Genomic DNA, 19,692 nt, shown 5'->3' with positions numbered 1-19,692 from the left:
GATTGAGTCAAGACTTCACTGGCTCAATTTTCTTTGCTGTAAAAACGTTTTAACTCTGTCAGCCCTTGCATCAAAATCGGCAATGTTGGATTCACATCCGGCAGTCGGTGATAATCTTTATCGTACACCTTAAAATTACCAAATTTGTCGATGACCGTTGTTTGTTTATCTGTAATAAGCGCTAACTCTCTGGCATCCCCAGCGAGAATCCAGCGTCTCTTCCGTTCATCAAACAAATTCTTACCACTGCTGTAATCTCCAGGGTTTGATGAAACGCCCAGTAAATCTTGTAACAGTGTGACTGAGAAGTCTAAATGGCTTGAACGTTGTGTATATTCTGCTGCAATTTTCCCCGGCCAGTGCATGATCAAAGGAACCTTTAACTGATACTGGCTGTAATTCGAATTCGCTCCCCAGCTATTCGATTTTGTTTCATTAAACTCAGTCCCGTGATTTGATGTGACAACAACAATTGTTGATTGAAGCAGATCCATTTTTTTCAGTTTATCAAACAGATAGCCAAGTTCTCTGTCGGCTGTCAGGACAGACTGCTCATAATTTTTCTTGAGCCACTCTCCTGGTGGGTTATTTCCGGTGTTTTGAGGTGCGTCATAACTTTGGACAGTCACAAACTCCAGATAACTGAACCAGCGGGAGTCTGTCTTTTCTGAGACCCAGCGGGACCAGGCATCGACAGTCTGTTCGTCATGACTGGTGCTGTCAGTGAATTTGATGGTATTGAGGTCCAGCCCGCGAAATACTGTTTCTTCATAAATGGGATCATGGAAGTTACTGCCACTAAATAATCCAAACCGGTACTGATTGTCTTTTAATACATCGATCAGTAGTGGTGGCGTTCCCTGCACTTTGATGCTTTGTTCATAGCTGCTTGGTAAACCATAAAGCAGACCAAATGTTCCCAGCATATCGTTACTGGAACTGTAATGGTTGACAAAGTTAAGGTTATTTTGCGCAAACAGGGTTGTCCGGGGCATATGTTCACTATCTAACATATCTGCTCTTAAATTATTAACGCTGACGATCAATATATTTAAAGGGTTAGGCCGACGATCAAACCGGATGGGCTCAAGGGGGTAGTTAACCAGGATCGTATCATGGGATTGTTTTTCCTGAAGGCGTTTCCGGTATTCTTCCCGGTTAAATAATCCATGTCTTTCCATAAATGACTTTGCTGTCATTGGATAAGAAAGGGGGAAGTTGGATTTCTGACTGGTAACGGGAGTATACAGTGAGGCATCAGACCAGACATAAATCAGATGACTACTGATGAAACAGATAAAAAATACGGTACTGAGCGGACGGCCGACATGCTTATGAGATAAACGTCTTTGTTTGCGCCAAACCCATTCCGACAAGCCGATTTCCAGTGCAAATATCAGAGGCAGCAAAACGAACAGATGTTGTAAGTCTTTGGTAATTGCTTTTGAATCATCACTAAATAACACTTCCCAGACAACCGGGGTCAGGTGAAGATTGAGCTTGTGATAGGTTTGGGTATCGATAAGCAGAACGGTTAAACCGATGGTGGCAAAGCACACAGCAAAGAACCGAAACAGCTTCCTGACCGGCATTAAAAAAGTCAGGGGAAACAGAACCAGTAAATACAGGGAAAAAACTAAAAAACCAAAATGTCCAACCCACGAAACAGCGAGATAGAATTGTCCAAGTAATGTTTCCGGCCAGGGAGACTGAGAAATATATCGCGTCCCGATTAACATGGCGGCAACAATGTTGAAGAAAGCAAACCAATGCCCCCAGCCAACCAGACGGGAGACGCGCTCTCCATAAGTGTTATCGTTATCTACCATTGTTTCTGTATATGATCCATATGATGAATTAGTGGATTGTACTTTCGATCGATGACATCAGTGCCTGCGCAAATTTTTCAGCAATTGCTTTTCTTTGATTCTCTGCAATATTTTGGTTTAGCACATTCGTAACAATATTTCCTGCGATCATTAATACCAGCTCTGGTGAGGCGTCATGTTTATCAAAAACAGCGGCAATTTCTGCCAGAATAGTTTCAATTTTTTGATCACTATATTTGGATGTAATAGGCATAAGGACTCTGACAATGATAGAAAAACGGCTTATGATACCCTACTATACCTGTCAACTGAAACCAGAGCGATAATAAATTCATCATGAGTCTTGATCTTTTTAACGTTATTTTGCACCAACTGCATAAAAATGATGCAGATGAGTTGGTAGTGAATTACCGGAGTCAATCTTTAGAGAATAATTCTTCGACAGCCAGTTTGGTTGGAGAGCTGCACCGGGTGTTCAATTCAAAACCTTCAAAAGGATTTGGCATTTTTAAACCAGAGAGTGAATTTAGTCACTGGTTACGTGATTTGAGTGATGGAAAGCTGAATTTTTATGATTTTTCCCAAAAGAGTGCGGAAAAGTTAAAAGAGGAGCTGATTAAATATCCGTTCGCTGAAGAAGGTATTTTGGTGATGGCGGAATATCAGTCTCTGGCCACTGAATATCTGTTCATCGGTATTTTATCATCGAACCAAAGCCTGAAAGTGACGGAAGGTCTGGATATCAGCGCGACCGATTATCTGGATATTCGTCAGATGGATATAGCTGCCCGGCTGGATTTGTCTGCTTACAGGACCGATCCAGATTCAAATCGTTATTTATCTTACATTAAAGGCCGGGTTGGCCGGAAAATTGCGGATTTTTTCCTCGATTTTCTTCAGGCTGATGTTGGTTTAGATACCAAGCAGCAGAATTTAGTCTTTATGCAAGCCGTCGAAGATTTTTGTACGGATGCTAAGTTTGAAAAAGATGAAGCGATCCAGTACAAAAAGCAGGTTTCTGACTATTGCAACGGGCAGATAAAATCAGGCGATGAAGTGTATGTTAAAGAGTTATCCGGGGAGTTACCGGATAATGAAGATGGTGCCAGTTTATGGGATTATACACAAAGCCATGGTTATGAGCTTGAAGATAGTTTTCCGGCAGACCGCTCAACAGTGAGAAAGCTGACAAAGTATGTTGGCTCTGGTGGTGGGTTGAGCGTTAGCTTTGATAGTTTATTACTCGGAGAGCGGATTTTTTATGACCCGGAAACAGATACTTTAACTATTAAAGGAACACCGCCAAACCTGAAAGATCAGCTAACCCGTCAACGATAATCTTTTCATTTTCATTCAGACAAAAGTGGCATTTATCAGCCACTTTTGGTGTTTTTATTCCCCACGTTCCTGCCCGGTTTCATACTGAACCGGGATGATGACAAAAAAAGACCGGAAATATAAATTTTAGCTTGAGATTTTGAGCTGAACCGCTTATAGATGGGATGGCTTACATTTTTTATACAGGAACAAGAGGGAGACTTAACAAGATGAGAGTAGGTTTTGTTGGATGGCGTGGCATGGTTGGATCTGTGCTCATGCAACGAATGGTTGAAGAAGGAGATTTTAATTATCTTGAGCCTGTGTTTTACAGTACCTCTCAGGTAGGTATTTCTGCCCCTGATTTTGGTAAAGATGCCGGATTACTTCAGGATGCTTTCGACATTGATAGCTTAAAACAATTAGATGCAATCGTGACATGTCAGGGCGGTAGTTATACGGAAAAAGTTTATCCGGCGCTTCGGGAAGCCGGGTGGAAAGGATACTGGATTGATGCGGCATCCACACTTCGCATGGCTTCAGATTCTATTATCACTCTCGATCCGGTCAATTTAAAACAGATTCAGCAAAATATACATTCCGGAACGAAAACATTTGTTGGTGGAAACTGTACTGTAAGCTTAATGTTAATGGCTTTGGGGGGTCTGTTTGAAAAAGGTCTGGTTGAGTGGATGAGCGCCATGACTTATCAGGCGGCATCGGGTGCCGGTGCTAAAAACATGCGTGAGCTGATTTCCCAGATGGGAGTCATTAACGATAGTGTCAGTTCTGAGCTGGCAAATCCGGCCAGCTCAATTCTGGATATCGATCGTAAGGTCGCAGAGACAATCCGGTCACCTTCATTCCCTGTTGATCAGTTTGGTGTACCGCTGGCAGGTTCATTAATTCCATGGATTGATGTAAAACGGGATAATGGACAAAGTAAAGAAGAATGGAAGGCTGGCGTTGAAGCCAATAAGATTCTGGGAACCCAGGATTCACCGGTTCCTGTTGACGGAACGTGTGTCCGGATTGGTTCTATGCGCTGCCACTCTCAGGCGCTAACCATCAAGCTGAAACAGGATGTGCCTCTTGATGAAATCGAAGATATTATCGCTTCTCATAATGACTGGGTAAAAGTCATTCCGAATGAAAGAGAGATTACTGCGCAGGAACTGACGCCAACTAAAATTACCGGAACACTTTCTGTACCGGTCGGCCGTTTGCGGAAAATGGCGATGGGGAATGATTTCCTGAATGCGTTTACGGTTGGTGATCAGCTGTTATGGGGAGCGGCAGAACCATTGCGCCGGACACTCCGGATTATTTTAGATAAGTAATGAGAAGCTGTTTTCAGTATATCAATTAAGAAGAGAAAGGTATCTTGTTAAAGATACCTTTTTTGTTTTACCTGAACTTGATATCACCACTGGATATATCTGTTATATCTGATGTTGAGAAGCCGCTGGTACAATCCGCTTGTCCGGATCTGCTAACTGACTCCCACAATGTTTACAATAGAGTGCGTCAGACTCATGACCTGCGAGAGAGCAGTTGGGACATTTGACTAACTGTCGATGGGTATTCATTTCTCTGTTCAATTCAGCTGTAATGATTCCGGTCGGAACTGCAATGATTGAATATCCCAACAGCATGGTAAGTGAAGCAACAGCCTGACCTAATGGTGTTTGTGGTACAACATCACCATAACCAACGGTTGTGATCGTCACGATTGCCCAGTAGATACTGGTCGGAATGCTGGTAAAGCCATGCTCAGGCCCTTCAATAACGTAGATCATTGCCCCAAATATTGTGACCAGAATACTGACCGTACTGAAAAATATTAAGATTTTTCGTCTCGCCATTAATAATGACTTTAATAATATATTTGAATCCTGCAGGTAGCGGACCAGTTTCAGGATCCGGAATATTCTCATCACCCTCAGCAGACGAATGACGCCCATGAAAGAAATGCCCGGAAACAGAAAAGACAGATAAGTTGGCAAAATAGCAAGCAAATCGATAACACCATAAAAGCTTTTTGCGTAAGCCATGGGGCGGGGAGAGCAATATAACCTTAGCAGGTATTCCGCTGTAAATAATGCGGTGAAAATATATTCCAGATAACGAAGCTCTCTGTGCCAGCTTACATCCATATCCGGAATAGATTCCAGTATCAGAACGAGCAAGGAACTCAATATGGTGATGATCAGACAAAGATCAAACAGCTTACCACCTTTCGTATGTGTTCCGAAAATAATTACGTACAGGTGTGTCTTAATTGATGAAGTACCCATGTTTTGTCGTTATTACAGTTTGCGATCAGTTTTTCAATAGCTTCATGTATCAGACGAATTGAGTCAACATATCTGATTCAGTTTTTATTGTCAGAGCGTTACACAGGAGAGACTCCTGAATCAGGTCAGAGCTGTGTTAAATGTCATGAATTCATATCAAAAAAATGAAAATTACGCCTGTAAAAAACATGGATGTTTGTGGGATTATATTTGAATATGGATGCAATTTGAGTGGCACGTGATTTATGTCTCACTATTGAATATTTGTATCGGGTATGTTTTTGTTATCTGTAAGAATAACTTCTGCTGCTTAGTTTTCTTATTATTGTTACAAAATAGACAGTAAGAATATTTTTATTAAATATATCAATGTGTTAGTTTTTGTTACTGCTAAATGATTAATTTTTTAGAGGGGTGAATTAATTTTTTATAACTGATCTGAGTCAATGTTTTCAAAACTTGAAAGATTATACTCATCGATGAAAGCTGTTTACTAAGCTTGTTACTAGCTAACTTGTTTTTTTTTACAACTTGGCATGAGATACAACCTTAATAAAGAGTTTTTAACATTTTATTAATTTAGGAGATTCATTATGCCTGTAACTAATCTGGCTGAACTTGATGCCCTCATCCTTCGTGTAAAGGCTGCTCAGGCTGAGTTTGCAACCTTCTCTCAGGAGAAAGTTGACAAAATCTTCCGTGCAGCATCTTTGGCAGCGAACCAGGCCCGTATTCCTCTTGCCCAGCAAGCGGTTGAGGAGTCTGGAATGGGGATTGTTGAGGATAAAGTAATCAAAAACCATTTTGCTTCAGAGTATATCTACAACAAGTATAAAGATGAACAGACTTGCGGTGTACTGGATGAAGATGAAAACATGGGTACGATGACGATTGCAGAACCTGTCGGTATTATCTGTGGTATCGTGCCAACAACGAATCCAACGTCAACTGCGATCTTTAAGTCTCTTATTTCTTTGAAAACACGCAACGGTATTATTTTCTCTCCACACCCACGTGCAAAAAACTCAACGAATGATGCTGCAAAACTGGTTCTTGAAGCGGCAATCGCTGCAGGTGCACCAAAAGACATTATCGGCTGGATTGACCAACCGTCAGTTGAGCTTTCTAACGCTTTGATGAGACATGACGACATTGCTTTGATTCTGGCAACGGGCGGGCCTGGTATGGTGAAAGCCGCTTATTCATCAGGTAAGCCAGCCATTGGGGTCGGTGCAGGTAACGTTCCTGTTGTGATTGATGAAACCGCAGATATTAAGCGTGCAGTTGCATCTGTGTTGATGTCTAAAACATTCGATAATGGTGTTGTTTGTGCCTCTGAACAGGCAGTTATTGTTGTAAAAGATGTGTATGAAGAAGTGAAAAAACGCTTCGCGTCTCACAAAGGCTATGTACTTTCAAAAGCAGAAGCCAATAAAGTTCGTAATGTGCTGTTAATTGATGGCGCACTGAATGCTAAAATTGTTGGCCAGCCAGCAACTGCGATTGCTGAAATGGCAGGTGTGAATGTGCCGGCAGACACAAAAGTATTAATTGGTGAAGGTCTTGGCAAAGTTGCTTACGATGATGCATTTGCTCATGAAAAACTTTCTCCTACATTAGGCATGTTCTGTGCTGATGATTTCGAAGATGCAGTCGCACAGGCTGTGACAATGGTTGAAATTGGTGGTATCGGCCATACTTCAGGTCTTTATACTGACCAGGACAAAAACAAAGATCGTATCCGCTATTTTGGCGATAAACTGAAAACAGCTCGTATCCTGATCAATATTCCAACAACACATGGTGGTATCGGAGACCTGTACAACTTTAACGTTGCGCCGTCTTTGACTCTGGGTTGTGGTTCATGGGGTGGTAACTCTATCTCTGAGAACGTTGGTCCTAAACATCTTATCAATAAAAAGATTGTAGCTAAGCGAGCTGAAAATATGTTATGGCATAAATTACCTAAATCAATTTACTTCCGTCGTGGTAGTCTCCCTGTTGCTTTGGGTGATTTAGAAGGTAAAAAACGTGCATTCCTTGTGACTGACCGCTTCCTGTTCAACAACGGCTATGCTGATGAAATCGTTGATTTACTGAAATCTCTGGGAATGGAAGTTCAGACTTTCTTCGATGTGGAAGCTGACCCAACGCTGTCTATTGTGCAAAAAGGTGCTGAGATCATGCGCAGTTACCAGCCAGATGTGATTCTCGCGCTTGGTGGTGGTTCACCAATGGATGCTGCAAAAATCATGTGGGTGATGTATGAGCATCCTGAAACTCACTTTGAAGAGCTGGCAATGCGCTTTATGGATATTCGTAAGCGTATCTATAAGTTCCCTAAAATGGGTCAAAAAGCTGAGTTGGTATGTATTACAACAACTTCAGGTACAGGCTCTGAAGTCACGCCATTTGCCGTTGTGACTGATGATAATACCGGTGCCAAGTACCCACTAGCTGATTATGAGTTAACACCTCAAATGGCCATTGTTGATGCAAACCTTGTCATGAATATGCCGAAGTCTCTGACTGCATTTGGTGGATATGACGCGGTGACACACGCACTTGAAGCTTATGTTTCGGTGCTTGCGAACGAGTATTCTGATGGTCAGGCACTTCAGGCTTTGAAATTACTGAAAGAGTACCTGCCATCAAGTTACGCCAATGGTGCGAATGATCCGATTGCCCGTGAAAAAGTTCACAATGCAGCGACAATTGCTGGTATTGCATTTGCGAATGCATTCCTGGGTGTATGTCACTCAATGGCTCACAAAATTGGTAATGCGTTCCATCTGCCGCATGGTTTGGCAAATGCTCTGCTTATCTCAAACGTTGTTCGTTACAATGCAAATGATAACCCAACGAAGCAAACTGCATTCTCTCAGTATGACCGTCCTCAGGCGCGTCGCCGTTATGCTGAAGTTGCTGACCATCTTGAACTGACGCAACCAGGCGATCATACAGCACAGAAAATTGAGCGTTTACTGACATGGTTGGATGAGCTGAAAACTGATTTAGATATTCCAAAATCAATTAAAGAAGCTGGTGTATCTGAAGCTGATTTTGAAGCCCAGCTGGATCAACTTTCTGTCGATGCGTTTGATGATCAGTGTACTGGTGCAAACCCACGTTATCCTTTAATCAGTGAACTGAAAGAGGTGCTGAGAACTTCTTATTACGGTGATGCCTTTGTTGAAGGTGAAACATTTGAGGGGACAACTGTTATAAAGAAGAAATCTGATCAGATGAAGTCAGCGGATAAAAAGGCTCCATCTAAAAAACAAAAAGCTGTAAGCTAAGTTTTTAGTTGAATATAAAAAAACCTCCAACCGTATGTTGGAGGTTTTTTTTATCACCGGGATTCGATTATACATTTCTCTAAAATAAACAACTCAATTTATTATCCGGCAAGGACATCAGTTGCAACTTTATATGTTGGATCTTCTTTGACGTTAATTTCTACCAGGCTGCCTGCTTTATGGAGCAATTTCCGGCAATCCTGACTCAGGTGTTTGAGGTGTAGAGTTTTACCAACATTGTTGTATCTGTCTGCCAGAGTTTCAATTGCTTCAATCGCAGAATGATCCGTGACCCTTGATTGAGCAAAATCGACGATGACATGTTCAGGATCGTTATAAGCGTCAAACAACTCAAGGAAATTTGCAGCAGAACCAAAGAATATTGGGCCGTGTACCATATACTCTTTAGAGCCATCCTCGTTTGTCTTGCTCGTTGCGTAAATATGTTTGGCATGGTCCCATGCAAACATAAGTGCGGATGCGATGACACCGATGGCGACTGCAATAGCGAGATCTGTGAAGACAGTGACTACAGTGACGAGAATAATCACAAAGAAGTCTTTCTTTGGCACTCTGCGGGCAAGTTTAAAGGTTGCCCATTCGAATGTTCCGATAACGACCATAAACATCACACCAACCAGAGCTGCTAATGGGATCATTTCAATCAGGGAAGAAGCAAAAAGGATAAATACAAGTAACATAGTGGCTGCGGTAATACCGGACAAGCGGCCCCGGCCACCCGAATTAATGTTAATCATTGATTGTCCAATCATGGCACAGCCACCCATTGCACCAAATACGGAACAGGTAATATTAGCTAGTCCCTGTCCGACACATTCACGATTTGATTGTCCACGGGTATTGGTCATTTCATCCAAAACCGTCAGGGTCAACAGCGATTCAATCAGTCCGATTGCGGCCAGAATTGCAGCGTATGGCAGGATAATCTTGAGTGTTTCCAGATTGACAGGGACCTGAGGAATCGAAAATGTAGGTAATGTGCCAGCTAAGGTTGCTGAAGCATCATTTGACATTGTGTGCAGAAAATCGACCACAGTTCTTGTTTCTAAATCCAGCCCCTGCACCAGCAAAGTAACGATAACAATGGCAGCTAACGATGAAGGCACCGCTGTTGTTAGTTTAGGGAGAAAGAAAATGATAGCCATTGTCAAGGCAACTAAACCCAGCATGAGCAGCATTTGATCACCCGGAAGCCAGTTCAGGGTGCCATCGATCTGAGGCATTTTAAACTGACCTAACTGAGCAAGAAAAATGACAATTGCCAACCCATTAACAAAACCAATCATAACCGGGGAGGGGACCATCCGGATAAATTTCCCCAAACGGAGCAATCCCGCAGTGATTTGCAGGATGCCTGCAAAGAATATGGTGGCAAACAGATATTCTACGCCATGAGCAGAGACAAGGCTGACCATAACCACAGCCATAGCGCCAGTTGCACCAGAAATCATGCCTGGCCGGCCACCAAAAACAGAAGTGATTAATCCGACGATAAACGCGGCATACAGCCCAACCATGGGATCAACCCCGGCAACAAATGCAAAAGCGACAGCTTCTGGGACCAGTGCCAGGGCAACTGTCAGGCCGGACAATACGTCATTTTTTACTGAAAATTTTGAAGAATTCGGGAATTCAAGCATGATAATTACTTTTGATGATAACTAGGCTAAAGACCGACACTTTCGGGTTAAACCACTGTATGACTAATGAATAACAGTATTAACGATAGTCAGAGATCGGCATAAGTTGGCGAATGCTACAGAAAAGTGTGATTAAGTTCAAGAATGAAACAGTAACATTTTTATTGCAGTGAAATTCTGTCTGTAAGCCATAAAAAAAGGAGCTGCCATTGTGACAGCTCCTTTTTAGGGATAACAATCATTTGTCTATGACAAAGATGCATCACTCAGAAAAGGTTTCGTCATATCTGAGCCTGCCTGGTTTGTTGCAGCATGGCTGCCCCCACCTTTTGGCTGATAGCGAGACTGCCTGAACGGTGCTGCTTCTAGCGATATTGGGCTCATCTCACCATTACCCGGGGCTTTCGTCATTGGTGAATAGGCATGGCCTTTGACTGCTTTGACTAAAAGCTTTTCCTGTTCAACCGGTTTGGTCACTTCTTCAGAAAGTTTTTCCTCTGCTTTCACCTGAGCAGATGATGTTGAACTGACTGTTTTTTCAGGCAATGTCACATCGGCAACAGTCTCAAGCGGCACTTCCTTCACTAAACTCTCTGATTCGGTGACAGAAGCTGGTGAAAGTGCTGTGGCCTGCAAGACAGGTTTTTCAGCAGCAGGTTGTTCTGTTTCAGCATAGCTGTTTCGGATAACAATTTTACCCATTGCCATTTCAGGGAAGGCAACACCACTCCTGACTGCAGAATATGCTTTAGCTTTTTCGGATGAATGCTCCTCTACAGCGGAAGGCCGGGAATTGGTTTGCAAACCATATCTTGGCATCACTTTACCCATTGCCATTTCCGGGGATGCAACCCCACCTTTTCTTAACCGGAATGGATTTGGTCTGCGTTCACGACCTCGTCGACGTCTTTGTCCATTTGCACGTAAGTGTCGTGGAGACCGGCGATTCCGGCGCTGTTTTACACCCTCTTCTTTATCTTTATCTGCTTCAGGCTTCACCGGAGTCGCTGGCGTCTCAACGGCTGGTGTAACATCAGCCTCCGCCTGATTTACTGCAGGGACAGCTTGTTCAGGTAATGATTGCACTTCATTTGTTTCAGATGGCAAGTCTTCCTGAGTTTGAAGACGAACTTTCTTCGTCAGCTTTCTTTGCTTTCTTCGTTCTTTCGCAACAGAAGATTTGTTCTTCTGTTCGGGCTTTTCTGCCTGGGCTTCCTGTGCAATCTTTTGGCCTTCTTCGGCAAGCTGAGGAGAAGCATTACGTTTGTTCTGCTTATCATCTTTTGCGCGACGAGGTTTTTGCTTTTTCTCAGTTACAGGTTGCGGCTGGGACTGTTTTTTGCCATCAGTCTCAGACTTATTATTGGCATTAGTCTGAGGTTGACGTGTTTTTTTACGCTGGTTATTTCTGTCCCGGTTTCTCCGGGGTTTATTATGACCTTCTGGTTGTTCAGTCTGTCGTTTTTGCTCTGGCTTTTTATCATTCTCTTCTTTTGTTTCAGGAACATCAGATGAGCCTGAGAAGAAGCGGCCAATTGCTTTCAGAGCCCGGCTGATAAATCCAGGTTGTTGTTCTGGCTGAGACGGCTGTGGTGCGACAGGAGTAGCGCTCGAGGCAGACGCTGGTGATGCTGCAAAACCTTTCAATACCGGTTCTTCAATACGTTTAGGTTTTACTTCAACTTCTGTAATTTCTTTGTTTTCGGTTTCCCGGATGTCATCCAGTCGCTTGGGAACAAGATAAGACAAGATATCCTGCTCTTCGCCTTCTCTGATCCGAATCACTTCAAAATGAGGCGTTTCCATATCAGAGTTTGGTACAACAGTGATTTTTACATCCTGAATGCGTTCAATATGATTGACTGAGCGTCGTTTTTCGTTCAGAAGATAAGACGCGATAGAAACAGGAACAACAGCCAGCACCTGTGATGTGTTATCTTTCAGCGCTTCCTCTTCAATGAGACGCAAAACAGAAAGAGCCAGTGACTCATTATCCCTGACTACTCCGGTTCCTGAACAGCGGGGACAGATATGGTGGCTGGCCTCAGCGAGTGATGGACTTAAACGCTGACGTGACATTTCCAGCAGCCCAAACCTGGAAATCCGGCCAATCTGAACTCTGGCTCTGTCCATACGGACGGCATCGCGTAATCTGTTTTCTACTTCTCGCTGATGGCGAACAGGCGTCATATCAATAAAATCGATAACGACTAATCCACCTAAATCACGCAGGCGGAGCTGTCTTGCAATTTCATCCGCAGCTTCCAGGTTTGTATTGAGTGCTGTTTCTTCGATATCTCCGCCTTTGGTTGAACGGGCTGAGTTGATATCGATTGAAGTCAGTGCTTCGGTGGGATCAATCACGATGGAACCACCGGAAGGTAACCGGACTTCACGCTGAAAAGCAGATTCAATCTGGCTTTCGATTTGATAATGACTGAACAGCGGTACTTCACCTTCATACCGCTTAACTCTGTTGATAAAATCAGGACGGACAAGACGTATATGGCTTAAAGCCCGCTCATAGATGGTATTACTATCAATCAGAATTTCACCAATATCACGCCGCAGGTAGTCGCGGATGGCTCTGACAATGACGTTACTTTCCTGATGGATAAGAAATGGTGCAGGATTAGAATTTGCTGCCTGCTTAATTGCATTCCAGTGATTGAGCAGGACATTCAGGTCCCAGTCGAGTTCTTCAGCACTTTTTCCAACACCGGCTGTCCTGACAATTAATCCCATACCCTGAGGTAAATCGAGAGAGCTGAGTGCTTCTTTTAGCTGCGTGCGTTCATCGCCTTCAATCCTGCGTGAAATTCCTCCCGCCCGTGGATTATTTGGCATCAAAACAAGATAGCTACCGGCAAGAGAAATAAAAGTCGTCAGAGCGGCTCCTTTGCTGCCCCGTTCTTCTTTCTCTATCTGAATGATGACTTCTTGTCCTTCACTCAGGACTTCTTTAATACTTGGACGACCCTGATAGGTATAACCTTCAGGGAAATATTCTTTTGAAACTTCTTTAAGAGGAAGAAATCCGTGTCTTTCTGCACCATAGTCAACAAAAGCAGCTTCAAGACTCGGTTCAACTCTTGTAATCCGGCCTTTATAGATGTTTGCTTTTTTTGACTCATATCCAGGGCTTTCGATGTCCAAATCGAAAAGTCGCTGGCCATCGACCAGCGCAACACGCAACTCTTCTTTCTGAGTTGCGTTAATTAACATTCTTTTCATTTATAAAAATCTCGTTGTATTTTTTGTAATGTTTTACCACTTTTCTGTTGCCGGATATCTTTCATGGTGTCTGATCCCATGACTGTAAATACAGCCTCTCGGCTGGAAGGGATGCTCCAAAAGACACATCAGTCTTCACAAATAACGTCAATTATCATTATTCATGAACCGTAATAACGGTGAATACTCAACATGAAAGACAGAATTGCCAGGCAACAGGCAATACCGGTATTGTATGTCTTACGCCATTTGCTGCATACATGAAATTCTGGTTATCTACTCATAAACTGCTCAGAAAAACGGCGACATAAAATGATCTGCCTCCAGTTTTTCTATTGCAGCTATGAACTATAGCAGTGGCTACAGATTTCAGCAATCTGCTTGATAAAAAATAAATGCGAAACTCAGAAGGAATCAGCTGAGATTCCTTAAGAATTTGTTGCTTTCAGCAGAATTGATGCTGGTACGATGTTCTTCATAATGAATTCATTCGCATTTACAGGTACAATAAGACTTCGTCAATAAATATAATTCACCATTTTTATTCTGTATATGCGGATGAAATGACTATTTTTTATTCCATAATAATTACTTCTGGTGAACTTTAGCAGAAAAAGTATTTTAATGAGTGAAATGAAAACACAAGTCCGGTTTGTTGATATCGATGACGATATGTCTGGACAGCGTATCGATAACTTCCTGCGTAATCAGCTGAAAAGCGTCCCTAAGAGCGTCGTATACCGGATACTCAGAAAGGGTGAAGTCCGGGTCAACAAAAAGCGAATTAAGCCTGAGTATAAGTTGTCAGCTGGTGATGTAGTCCGTATTCCGCCTGTGACGGTTGAACAGCAGGAGTCCGGTGTTGCGCCTGTCAGTGCAAAGCTTGATAAAGTTGCGGAGCTGGAACATTGTATTTTACATGAAGACGATCATTTACTGGTTCTGAATAAGCCTTCAGGTACTGCCGTACATGGTGGGAGCGGGTTAAAGTTTGGTGTCATTGAAGCATTAAGAGTGCTCAGGCCACAGGCGCGTTTTCTTGAGCTGGTTCACCGGATTGACCGGGATACCTCCGGGATTTTGCTGGTCGCCAAAAAACGTTCGGCACTGCGTTATTTGCAGGCTCAGTTCAGAGATAAAACAGTTCAAAAGTATTACTATGCTCTGGTCATGGGGAATTGGAAACCTGGATGTAAATCTGTGACTGCACCTCTGTTGAAGAATGAACAAAACAGTATTGTCAGAGTGAATGCGCAGGGAAAAGCTTCGGAAACCCGCTTTAAAATTATTGAGACTTTTAAGCAGGCAACACTCATTCAGGCGAGTCCGGTTACCGGAAGAACACATCAGATCAGGGTGCATACCCAATATATGGGTCACCCCATAGCCTGGGATGACCGATATGGCGATCCCAGATTTGACGCTTATACAAGACGATTTGGTCTCAACCGGTTATTTTTGCATGCGGCGCATATCCGGTTTGTTCACCCACGGGAGGAGCAAACTATGAGCATTCAGGCTCCGATGTCCCCGGAGCTTGAGAGAGTTTTGTCCGGGCTGCGTGCTGATAAACTGTAATTTTAAAGTACGGGAATGCCTGCCTGTTCCAGCATACGGACTAATTTAATCAGAGGCAGGCCGATAAGTGCATTAGGATCATCGCCTTCAAGACGCTCGAATAATGCAATACCCAGTCCTTCACTTTTAAAACTTCCTGCGCAGTCCAGAGGCTGCTCTCTGTCAACATAATTTTCAATTTGTTGTATTGTCAGTGTTCGAAAATGAACGTGAAAAATATCAACATGAGTATGAAAGGTTTGTGATTCATTGTTGAATAGTGTAAGTCCTGTGTAGAAAGATACGCGCTGACCGCTTTGTTCAGAGAGTTGAGTGATTGCATGTTCTCTTGTGCCCGGTTTCCCTGTGATTTTGTTGTTTACGACACACACTTGATCTGAACCGATAATCAGACTGGGAGTATCAATGTGACAAGAGCGGGCTTTTCCTTCTGCAAGTCGTTTGACAAGATCTTCCGGAGACTCATGTGCTTTGGGGGTTTCATCAAAAAATGGAGACGCAGTGATAAACGGGATTTTTAATTTTTCTAACAATTGACGTCTGTAAATGGACGTTGAGGCCAGGACCAGCTGATATTGGTTCATTTTCTTTACTTATATCATTCTCATTCAGATGTGAGTGAGAAGGATATCGAAGATTGATGTGAATATCACGATACTCATATCAGATCAGAAAAAATGACAATTTTTTCCCTTTTTCTTTGACTAAATTTGTTTTGGAAGATAATATTCGCGCCCTATGCAAAAGGTAAAAATCCCGCGAACGGTTGACCCGATAAAAGCTGCCCAAAAAAGACTGGATTACAATGGTATTATCCAGGTGAGTCTTTTTAAACGCTTGGCCGAGTCAGTCGAAGGCGTTAAACATGATGCTGAGGTATCATTGTCATTTGGGTTTGATGAACAAAAACTGGTTGTTATCTCTGGTAAAGCTAACATCACAGTTGATTTGCAGTGTCAGCGTTGTAATGAAAAGTTTGAGCATTCTTGTCGTGTAGAGTTTCTTTACACCCCTTATTTGGGAGAGAAGAGTGAGAACGCACCGGAATCGTACGATTTGGTAGATCGAAACGAGTATGGTGAGGTAGACCTGATTCAGTTGATCGAAGATGAGTTCATTATAAACTTACCCCAGATAGCAATGCATGATGAAGCTGATTGTCATGTTAATTCAGATAATATGGTTTTTGGTGATATTCCTGAAGAAAAGGAAGATAAACCGAATCCGTTCGACGTTTTAAAGAGCTTGAAGCGCTAGTTTTTATCGCTGAGCATTCAATAAAGGAGTAGGGTCAATGGCCGTACAACAAAACCGTAAAACACGTTCAAAGCGTGGTATGCGTCGTTCACACGATGCGTTGACAACAGCAGCTTTGTCTGTTGATGCAACTTCTGGTGAAACTCACCTGCGTCACAATGTAACTGCTGACGGTTACTATCGTGGCAAAAAGGTAATCAATAAGTAAGGTTTACCTTTGCAAAATTTAACCGTTGCACTTGATGCAATGGGCGGGGACGTTGGACCTCGCGTCACAGTGCCTGCCGCCGTGCAGGCATTGTTGCATTTCCCGGAGCTAAAAGTGATTTTGGTGGGTGATCGGAACATTATCACCTCTCAATTGTCTCAGTTAGGTTACTCTGATCATTCTCGTTTGAGAATTGTTCACAGTGATCAAGTTATTTCTAATTCTGAAAAACCTTCCTTGGCGCTTCGTCATCATCTTGATAGTTCGATGAGTCTTGCGATTGGATTAGTTGCGGAAGGAGAAGCTCAGGCTTGTGTCAGTTCAGGAAATACTGGTGCGTTAATGGCACTGTCCCGATACAGGCTGAAATCTCTTCCGGGCATCAACAGGCCTGCACTGATTTCTGCTTTGCCGACTGCCTCTGGCAGCAAAACATGGATATTGGATCTGGGTGCGAATGTTTCCTGTGATGCTGAAACCTTATTTCAGTTTGCCGTCATGGGAAGTGCATTAGCACAAGAACATCTGGGACGCCCGGCCAGAGTCGCGATATTAAATATCGGTGAAGAAGATATTAAAGGGAATGATTGTGTAAAGTATTGCGCGGATATGCTAAAGCAGACATCATCACTTCACTTTATTGGTAATATTGAAGGAAATCAGCTTTTTCATGATATCGCTGATGTCGTCGTTTGTGATGGCTTTGTTGGAAATGTTTGTTTAAAAACGTGTGAAGGAACCGCCCAGTTCTTTCTTGATAAATTAAAGCGTAAGGTTTTTGGTTCATCAATAAAGGGTTGGATCGCAAAAAAATTCTTTTCTGACTTATTTATTGAACTCGAAACAATGAACCCCGACCAGTATAACGGTGCAAGTTTGTTAGGATTGCGGGGCATTGTAGTAAAAAGTCATGGTAGTGCTGATGTAGTTGCCTTTTCCCATGCAATCAAAGAGGCGGTCCTTGAGATAAAGAGACAAGTACCCAGCCGGATTAGTGAACGATTAGAAACAGTTTTACTCGAGAGGCATTATTAGTCTTCATGTATAGCAAAATTTTAGGTACGGGCAGCTACCTGCCATCTCATGTGCGTACAAACGCTGATTTAGAGAAAATGGTAGAAACAAGTGATGAATGGATTGTAACTCGCACCGGAATAAAAGAGAGGCGTATTGCAGCGGAAGATGAAACTGTTGCTGATATGGCTTACATTGCGGCTGAGAATGCGATTGAGATGTCAGGTATTTCCAAAGATGATATTGACATGATCATTGTTGCTACAACCAGTAGTCGTCATACATTCCCTTCTTCTGCCTGTGAGGTCCAGGATAAGCTGAATATCAAAGGTTGTCCTGCTTTTGATATCGCTGCTGCCTGTTCCGGTTTTATGTACGCTTTATCGGTTGCTGATCAGCATATTAAATCCGGGATGTGTAAAAACGTGTTAGTCATCGGCTCTGATGCATTATCAAAAGCTTGTGAACCGACAGACCGCTCAACGGTTATCATTTTTGGTGATGGTGCCGGCGCTGTTGTGTTGGGCAGAAGTGAAGAGCCGGGCATTTTATCGACGCATATCTATGCCGATGGAGAATACGGGCCGTTACTGACTTTAGAAGTACCGCAAAATGGTGGTGATTCAGATAAATGGTTACACATGGCCGGAAACGAAGTTTTCAAAGTTGCGGTCACACAATTGGCCAGATTAGTCAAAGATACTTTAGCTGCAAACAACATGGATAAATCTCAGTTAGACTGGCTGATTCCCCATCAGGCAAATCTGAGAATTATCTCAGCGACAGCGAAAAGATTGTCCCTTCCGATGGAGCAGGTTGTTGTTACTCTGGATAAGCATGGTAATACATCCGCGGCGTCGGTGCCTTCTGCTTTAGATGAAGCAGTGCGTGATGGCAGAATTCAACGGGGACAAACACTATTGCTTGAAGCATTTGGTGGCGGCTTTACCTGGGGTTCTGCTCTGGTCGTATATTGATTTTATCTGTTTGTATCTCAAGGCGTTTTTTTGCGTCTTACTATTTATTGATTAACTTAAGGAAGAAGACAATGGGCAGTTTTGCTATCGTATTTCCAGGTCAGGGCTCTCAAACCGTGGGAATGCTTGCCGAACTCGGTGAGCAATATGATGTAGTAAAAAAAACATTTGCTGAAGCATCTGAAGTCCTTGGATACGATTTATGGTCTTTAGTTCAGGATGGACCGGCAGAAGACCTGAATCAAACCTTCCGGACACAACCGGCATTGCTTGCTTCTTCTGTGGCTGTCTGGCGGGTATGGCAATCTCTGGATTTGGAAACGCCAGCTTTTTTTGCCGGACATAGCCTTGGTGAATATTCAGCGCTTGTTTGTGCCGGAGTCATTGATTTTAAAGAAGCGATTAAATTAGTTGAATTGCGTGGACAGGCGATGCAGGAAGCTGTTCCCGCAGGGACTGGTGCGATGTACGCAATTATCGGACTCAATGATGATGCAATAGCGAAAGCTTGTGAGGATGCAGCCCAGGGCCAAATCGTTTCTCCTGTGAACTTTAATTCTCCCGGACAGGTCGTCATTGCCGGGCAGAAGGAAGCCGTTGAACGTGCAGGTGCTTTATGTAAGGAAGCGGGCGCGAAGCGTGCCTTGCCATTACCTGTTTCGGTTCCATCTCATTGTGCATTGATGAAGCCTGCCGCTGACAAGCTGGCTAAGGCACTTGAATCTGTTGATTTTCAAACGCCTCAAATACCTGTACTTAATAATGTGGATGTTCTGGCTGAGACTCAACCAGAAAAAATTAAAGATGCACTTGTCCGGCAGTTGTATAGTCCTGTTCGCTGGACAGAAACTGTTCAGAAAATGAACGCGGAAGGTGTCGACAAACTGATAGAGGCCGGACCGGGTAAGGTTTTGACCGGTTTGACCAAGCGAATTGTTAAAACACTTACTGCAGCTGCAGTAAACGATATTGCGTCTTTAGATGCAATTCAGTCATCATAGGAAAAAGAAACATGAGTCAT

15 protein-coding genes are annotated in these 19,692 nt (G+C 43.1%); 9 read left to right on the top strand and 6 right to left on the bottom strand.

Translation table 11 applies throughout. From position 1 onward, the window contains the following. Positions 1-23 precede the first annotated feature (23 nt). Positions 24-1,829, bottom strand: coding sequence for a DUF3413 domain-containing protein (locus OCV29_RS12855; protein WP_073605749.1), 1,806 nt, complete (start codon positions 1,827-1,829; stop codon positions 24-26). Between the two features lie 28 nt (positions 1,830-1,857). Then, entirely contained in the window at positions 1,858-2,082 is a 225-nt protein-coding gene (locus tag OCV29_RS12850) for a YejL family protein (protein WP_073605750.1), read from the bottom strand. A gap of 83 nt (positions 2,083-2,165) precedes the next feature. Here OCV29_RS12850 and yejK point away from each other — a divergent pair, with 83 nt between their 5' ends. Together yejK and asd are read left to right on the top strand one after the other, a co-directional pair. Next, a complete protein-coding gene (yejK, locus tag OCV29_RS12845; RefSeq protein ID WP_073605751.1) occupies positions 2,166-3,167 on the top strand; it encodes a nucleoid-associated protein YejK in 1,002 nt (333 codons plus the stop codon). 209 nt (positions 3,168-3,376) lie between these two features. After that, on the top strand, positions 3,377-4,486 hold the full coding sequence (gene asd / locus OCV29_RS12840) for an aspartate-semialdehyde dehydrogenase (protein WP_073605752.1): 1,110 nt from the start codon (positions 3,377-3,379) through the stop codon (positions 4,484-4,486). A gap of 102 nt (positions 4,487-4,588) precedes the next feature. Here asd and OCV29_RS12835 read toward each other — a convergent pair whose 3' ends face one another. Continuing rightward, the gene (locus OCV29_RS12835) at positions 4,589-5,443 is read right to left on the bottom strand and encodes an ion transporter (protein ID WP_073605753.1); all 855 of its coding nucleotides are present in this window, start codon (positions 5,441-5,443) and stop codon (positions 4,589-4,591) included. A gap of 593 nt (positions 5,444-6,036) precedes the next feature. Between OCV29_RS12835 and adhE the strand changes: the two genes are divergently transcribed. After that, the gene (gene adhE, locus OCV29_RS12830) at positions 6,037-8,742 is read left to right on the top strand and encodes a bifunctional acetaldehyde-CoA/alcohol dehydrogenase (RefSeq protein ID WP_073605754.1); all 2,706 of its coding nucleotides are present in this window, start codon (positions 6,037-6,039) and stop codon (positions 8,740-8,742) included. Between the two features lie 101 nt (positions 8,743-8,843). Here adhE and OCV29_RS12825 read toward each other — a convergent pair whose 3' ends face one another. After that, positions 8,844-10,403 carry a SulP family inorganic anion transporter gene (locus OCV29_RS12825; RefSeq protein WP_073605755.1) on the bottom strand — a complete coding sequence of 520 codons (1,560 nt, stop codon included), beginning with the start codon at positions 10,401-10,403 and terminating at the stop codon, positions 8,844-8,846. 246 nt (positions 10,404-10,649) lie between these two features. Beyond that, complete coding sequence (gene rne, locus OCV29_RS12820) at positions 10,650-13,637, bottom strand: ribonuclease E (RefSeq protein WP_073605756.1); 2,988 nt, start codon at positions 13,635-13,637, stop codon at positions 10,650-10,652. A gap of 624 nt (positions 13,638-14,261) precedes the next feature. On the opposite strand from rne, the gene rluC reads away from it, so the two are divergent. Beyond that, positions 14,262-15,215: a 23S rRNA pseudouridine(955/2504/2580) synthase RluC gene (rluC, locus tag OCV29_RS12815; protein WP_073605757.1), complete on the top strand. Its 954-nt coding sequence runs from the start codon at positions 14,262-14,264 to the stop codon at positions 15,213-15,215. Between the two features lie 2 nt (positions 15,216-15,217). Here the strand turns inward: rluC and OCV29_RS12810 are convergent, their stop codons facing one another. Continuing rightward, a complete protein-coding gene (locus OCV29_RS12810; protein ID WP_073605758.1) occupies positions 15,218-15,799 on the bottom strand; it encodes a Maf family protein in 582 nt (193 codons plus the stop codon). 154 nt (positions 15,800-15,953) lie between these two features. On the opposite strand from OCV29_RS12810, the gene yceD reads away from it, so the two are divergent. The 5 genes from yceD to fabD all read left to right on the top strand — a co-directional run bounded on the left by yceD (position 15,954) and on the right by fabD (position 19,672). Continuing rightward, positions 15,954-16,472, top strand: a complete 519-nt coding sequence (gene yceD / locus OCV29_RS12805) for a 23S rRNA accumulation protein YceD (RefSeq protein ID WP_073605759.1) — start codon at positions 15,954-15,956, stop codon at positions 16,470-16,472. 37 nt (positions 16,473-16,509) lie between these two features. After that, positions 16,510-16,680, top strand: coding sequence for a 50S ribosomal protein L32 (rpmF, locus tag OCV29_RS12800; protein WP_021019534.1), 171 nt, complete (start codon positions 16,510-16,512; stop codon positions 16,678-16,680). A gap of 9 nt (positions 16,681-16,689) precedes the next feature. Further along, positions 16,690-17,715 carry a phosphate acyltransferase PlsX gene (gene plsX / locus OCV29_RS12795; protein WP_073605760.1) on the top strand — a complete coding sequence of 342 codons (1,026 nt, stop codon included), beginning with the start codon at positions 16,690-16,692 and terminating at the stop codon, positions 17,713-17,715. Positions 17,716-17,720: 5 nt separating this feature from the next. Next, the gene (locus OCV29_RS12790; protein ID WP_073605761.1) at positions 17,721-18,671 is read left to right on the top strand and encodes a beta-ketoacyl-ACP synthase III; all 951 of its coding nucleotides are present in this window, start codon (positions 17,721-17,723) and stop codon (positions 18,669-18,671) included. A gap of 71 nt (positions 18,672-18,742) precedes the next feature. Beyond that, positions 18,743-19,672, top strand: coding sequence for an ACP S-malonyltransferase (fabD, locus tag OCV29_RS12785; RefSeq protein ID WP_073605762.1), 930 nt, complete (start codon positions 18,743-18,745; stop codon positions 19,670-19,672). Positions 19,673-19,692: the final 20 nt, after the last annotated feature.

It is taken from the genome of Vibrio aerogenes (assembly GCF_024346755.1).
Classification (GTDB): domain Bacteria; phylum Pseudomonadota; class Gammaproteobacteria; order Enterobacterales; family Vibrionaceae; genus Vibrio; species Vibrio aerogenes.
This window is presented reverse-complemented; position numbering and strand designations above follow the sequence as displayed.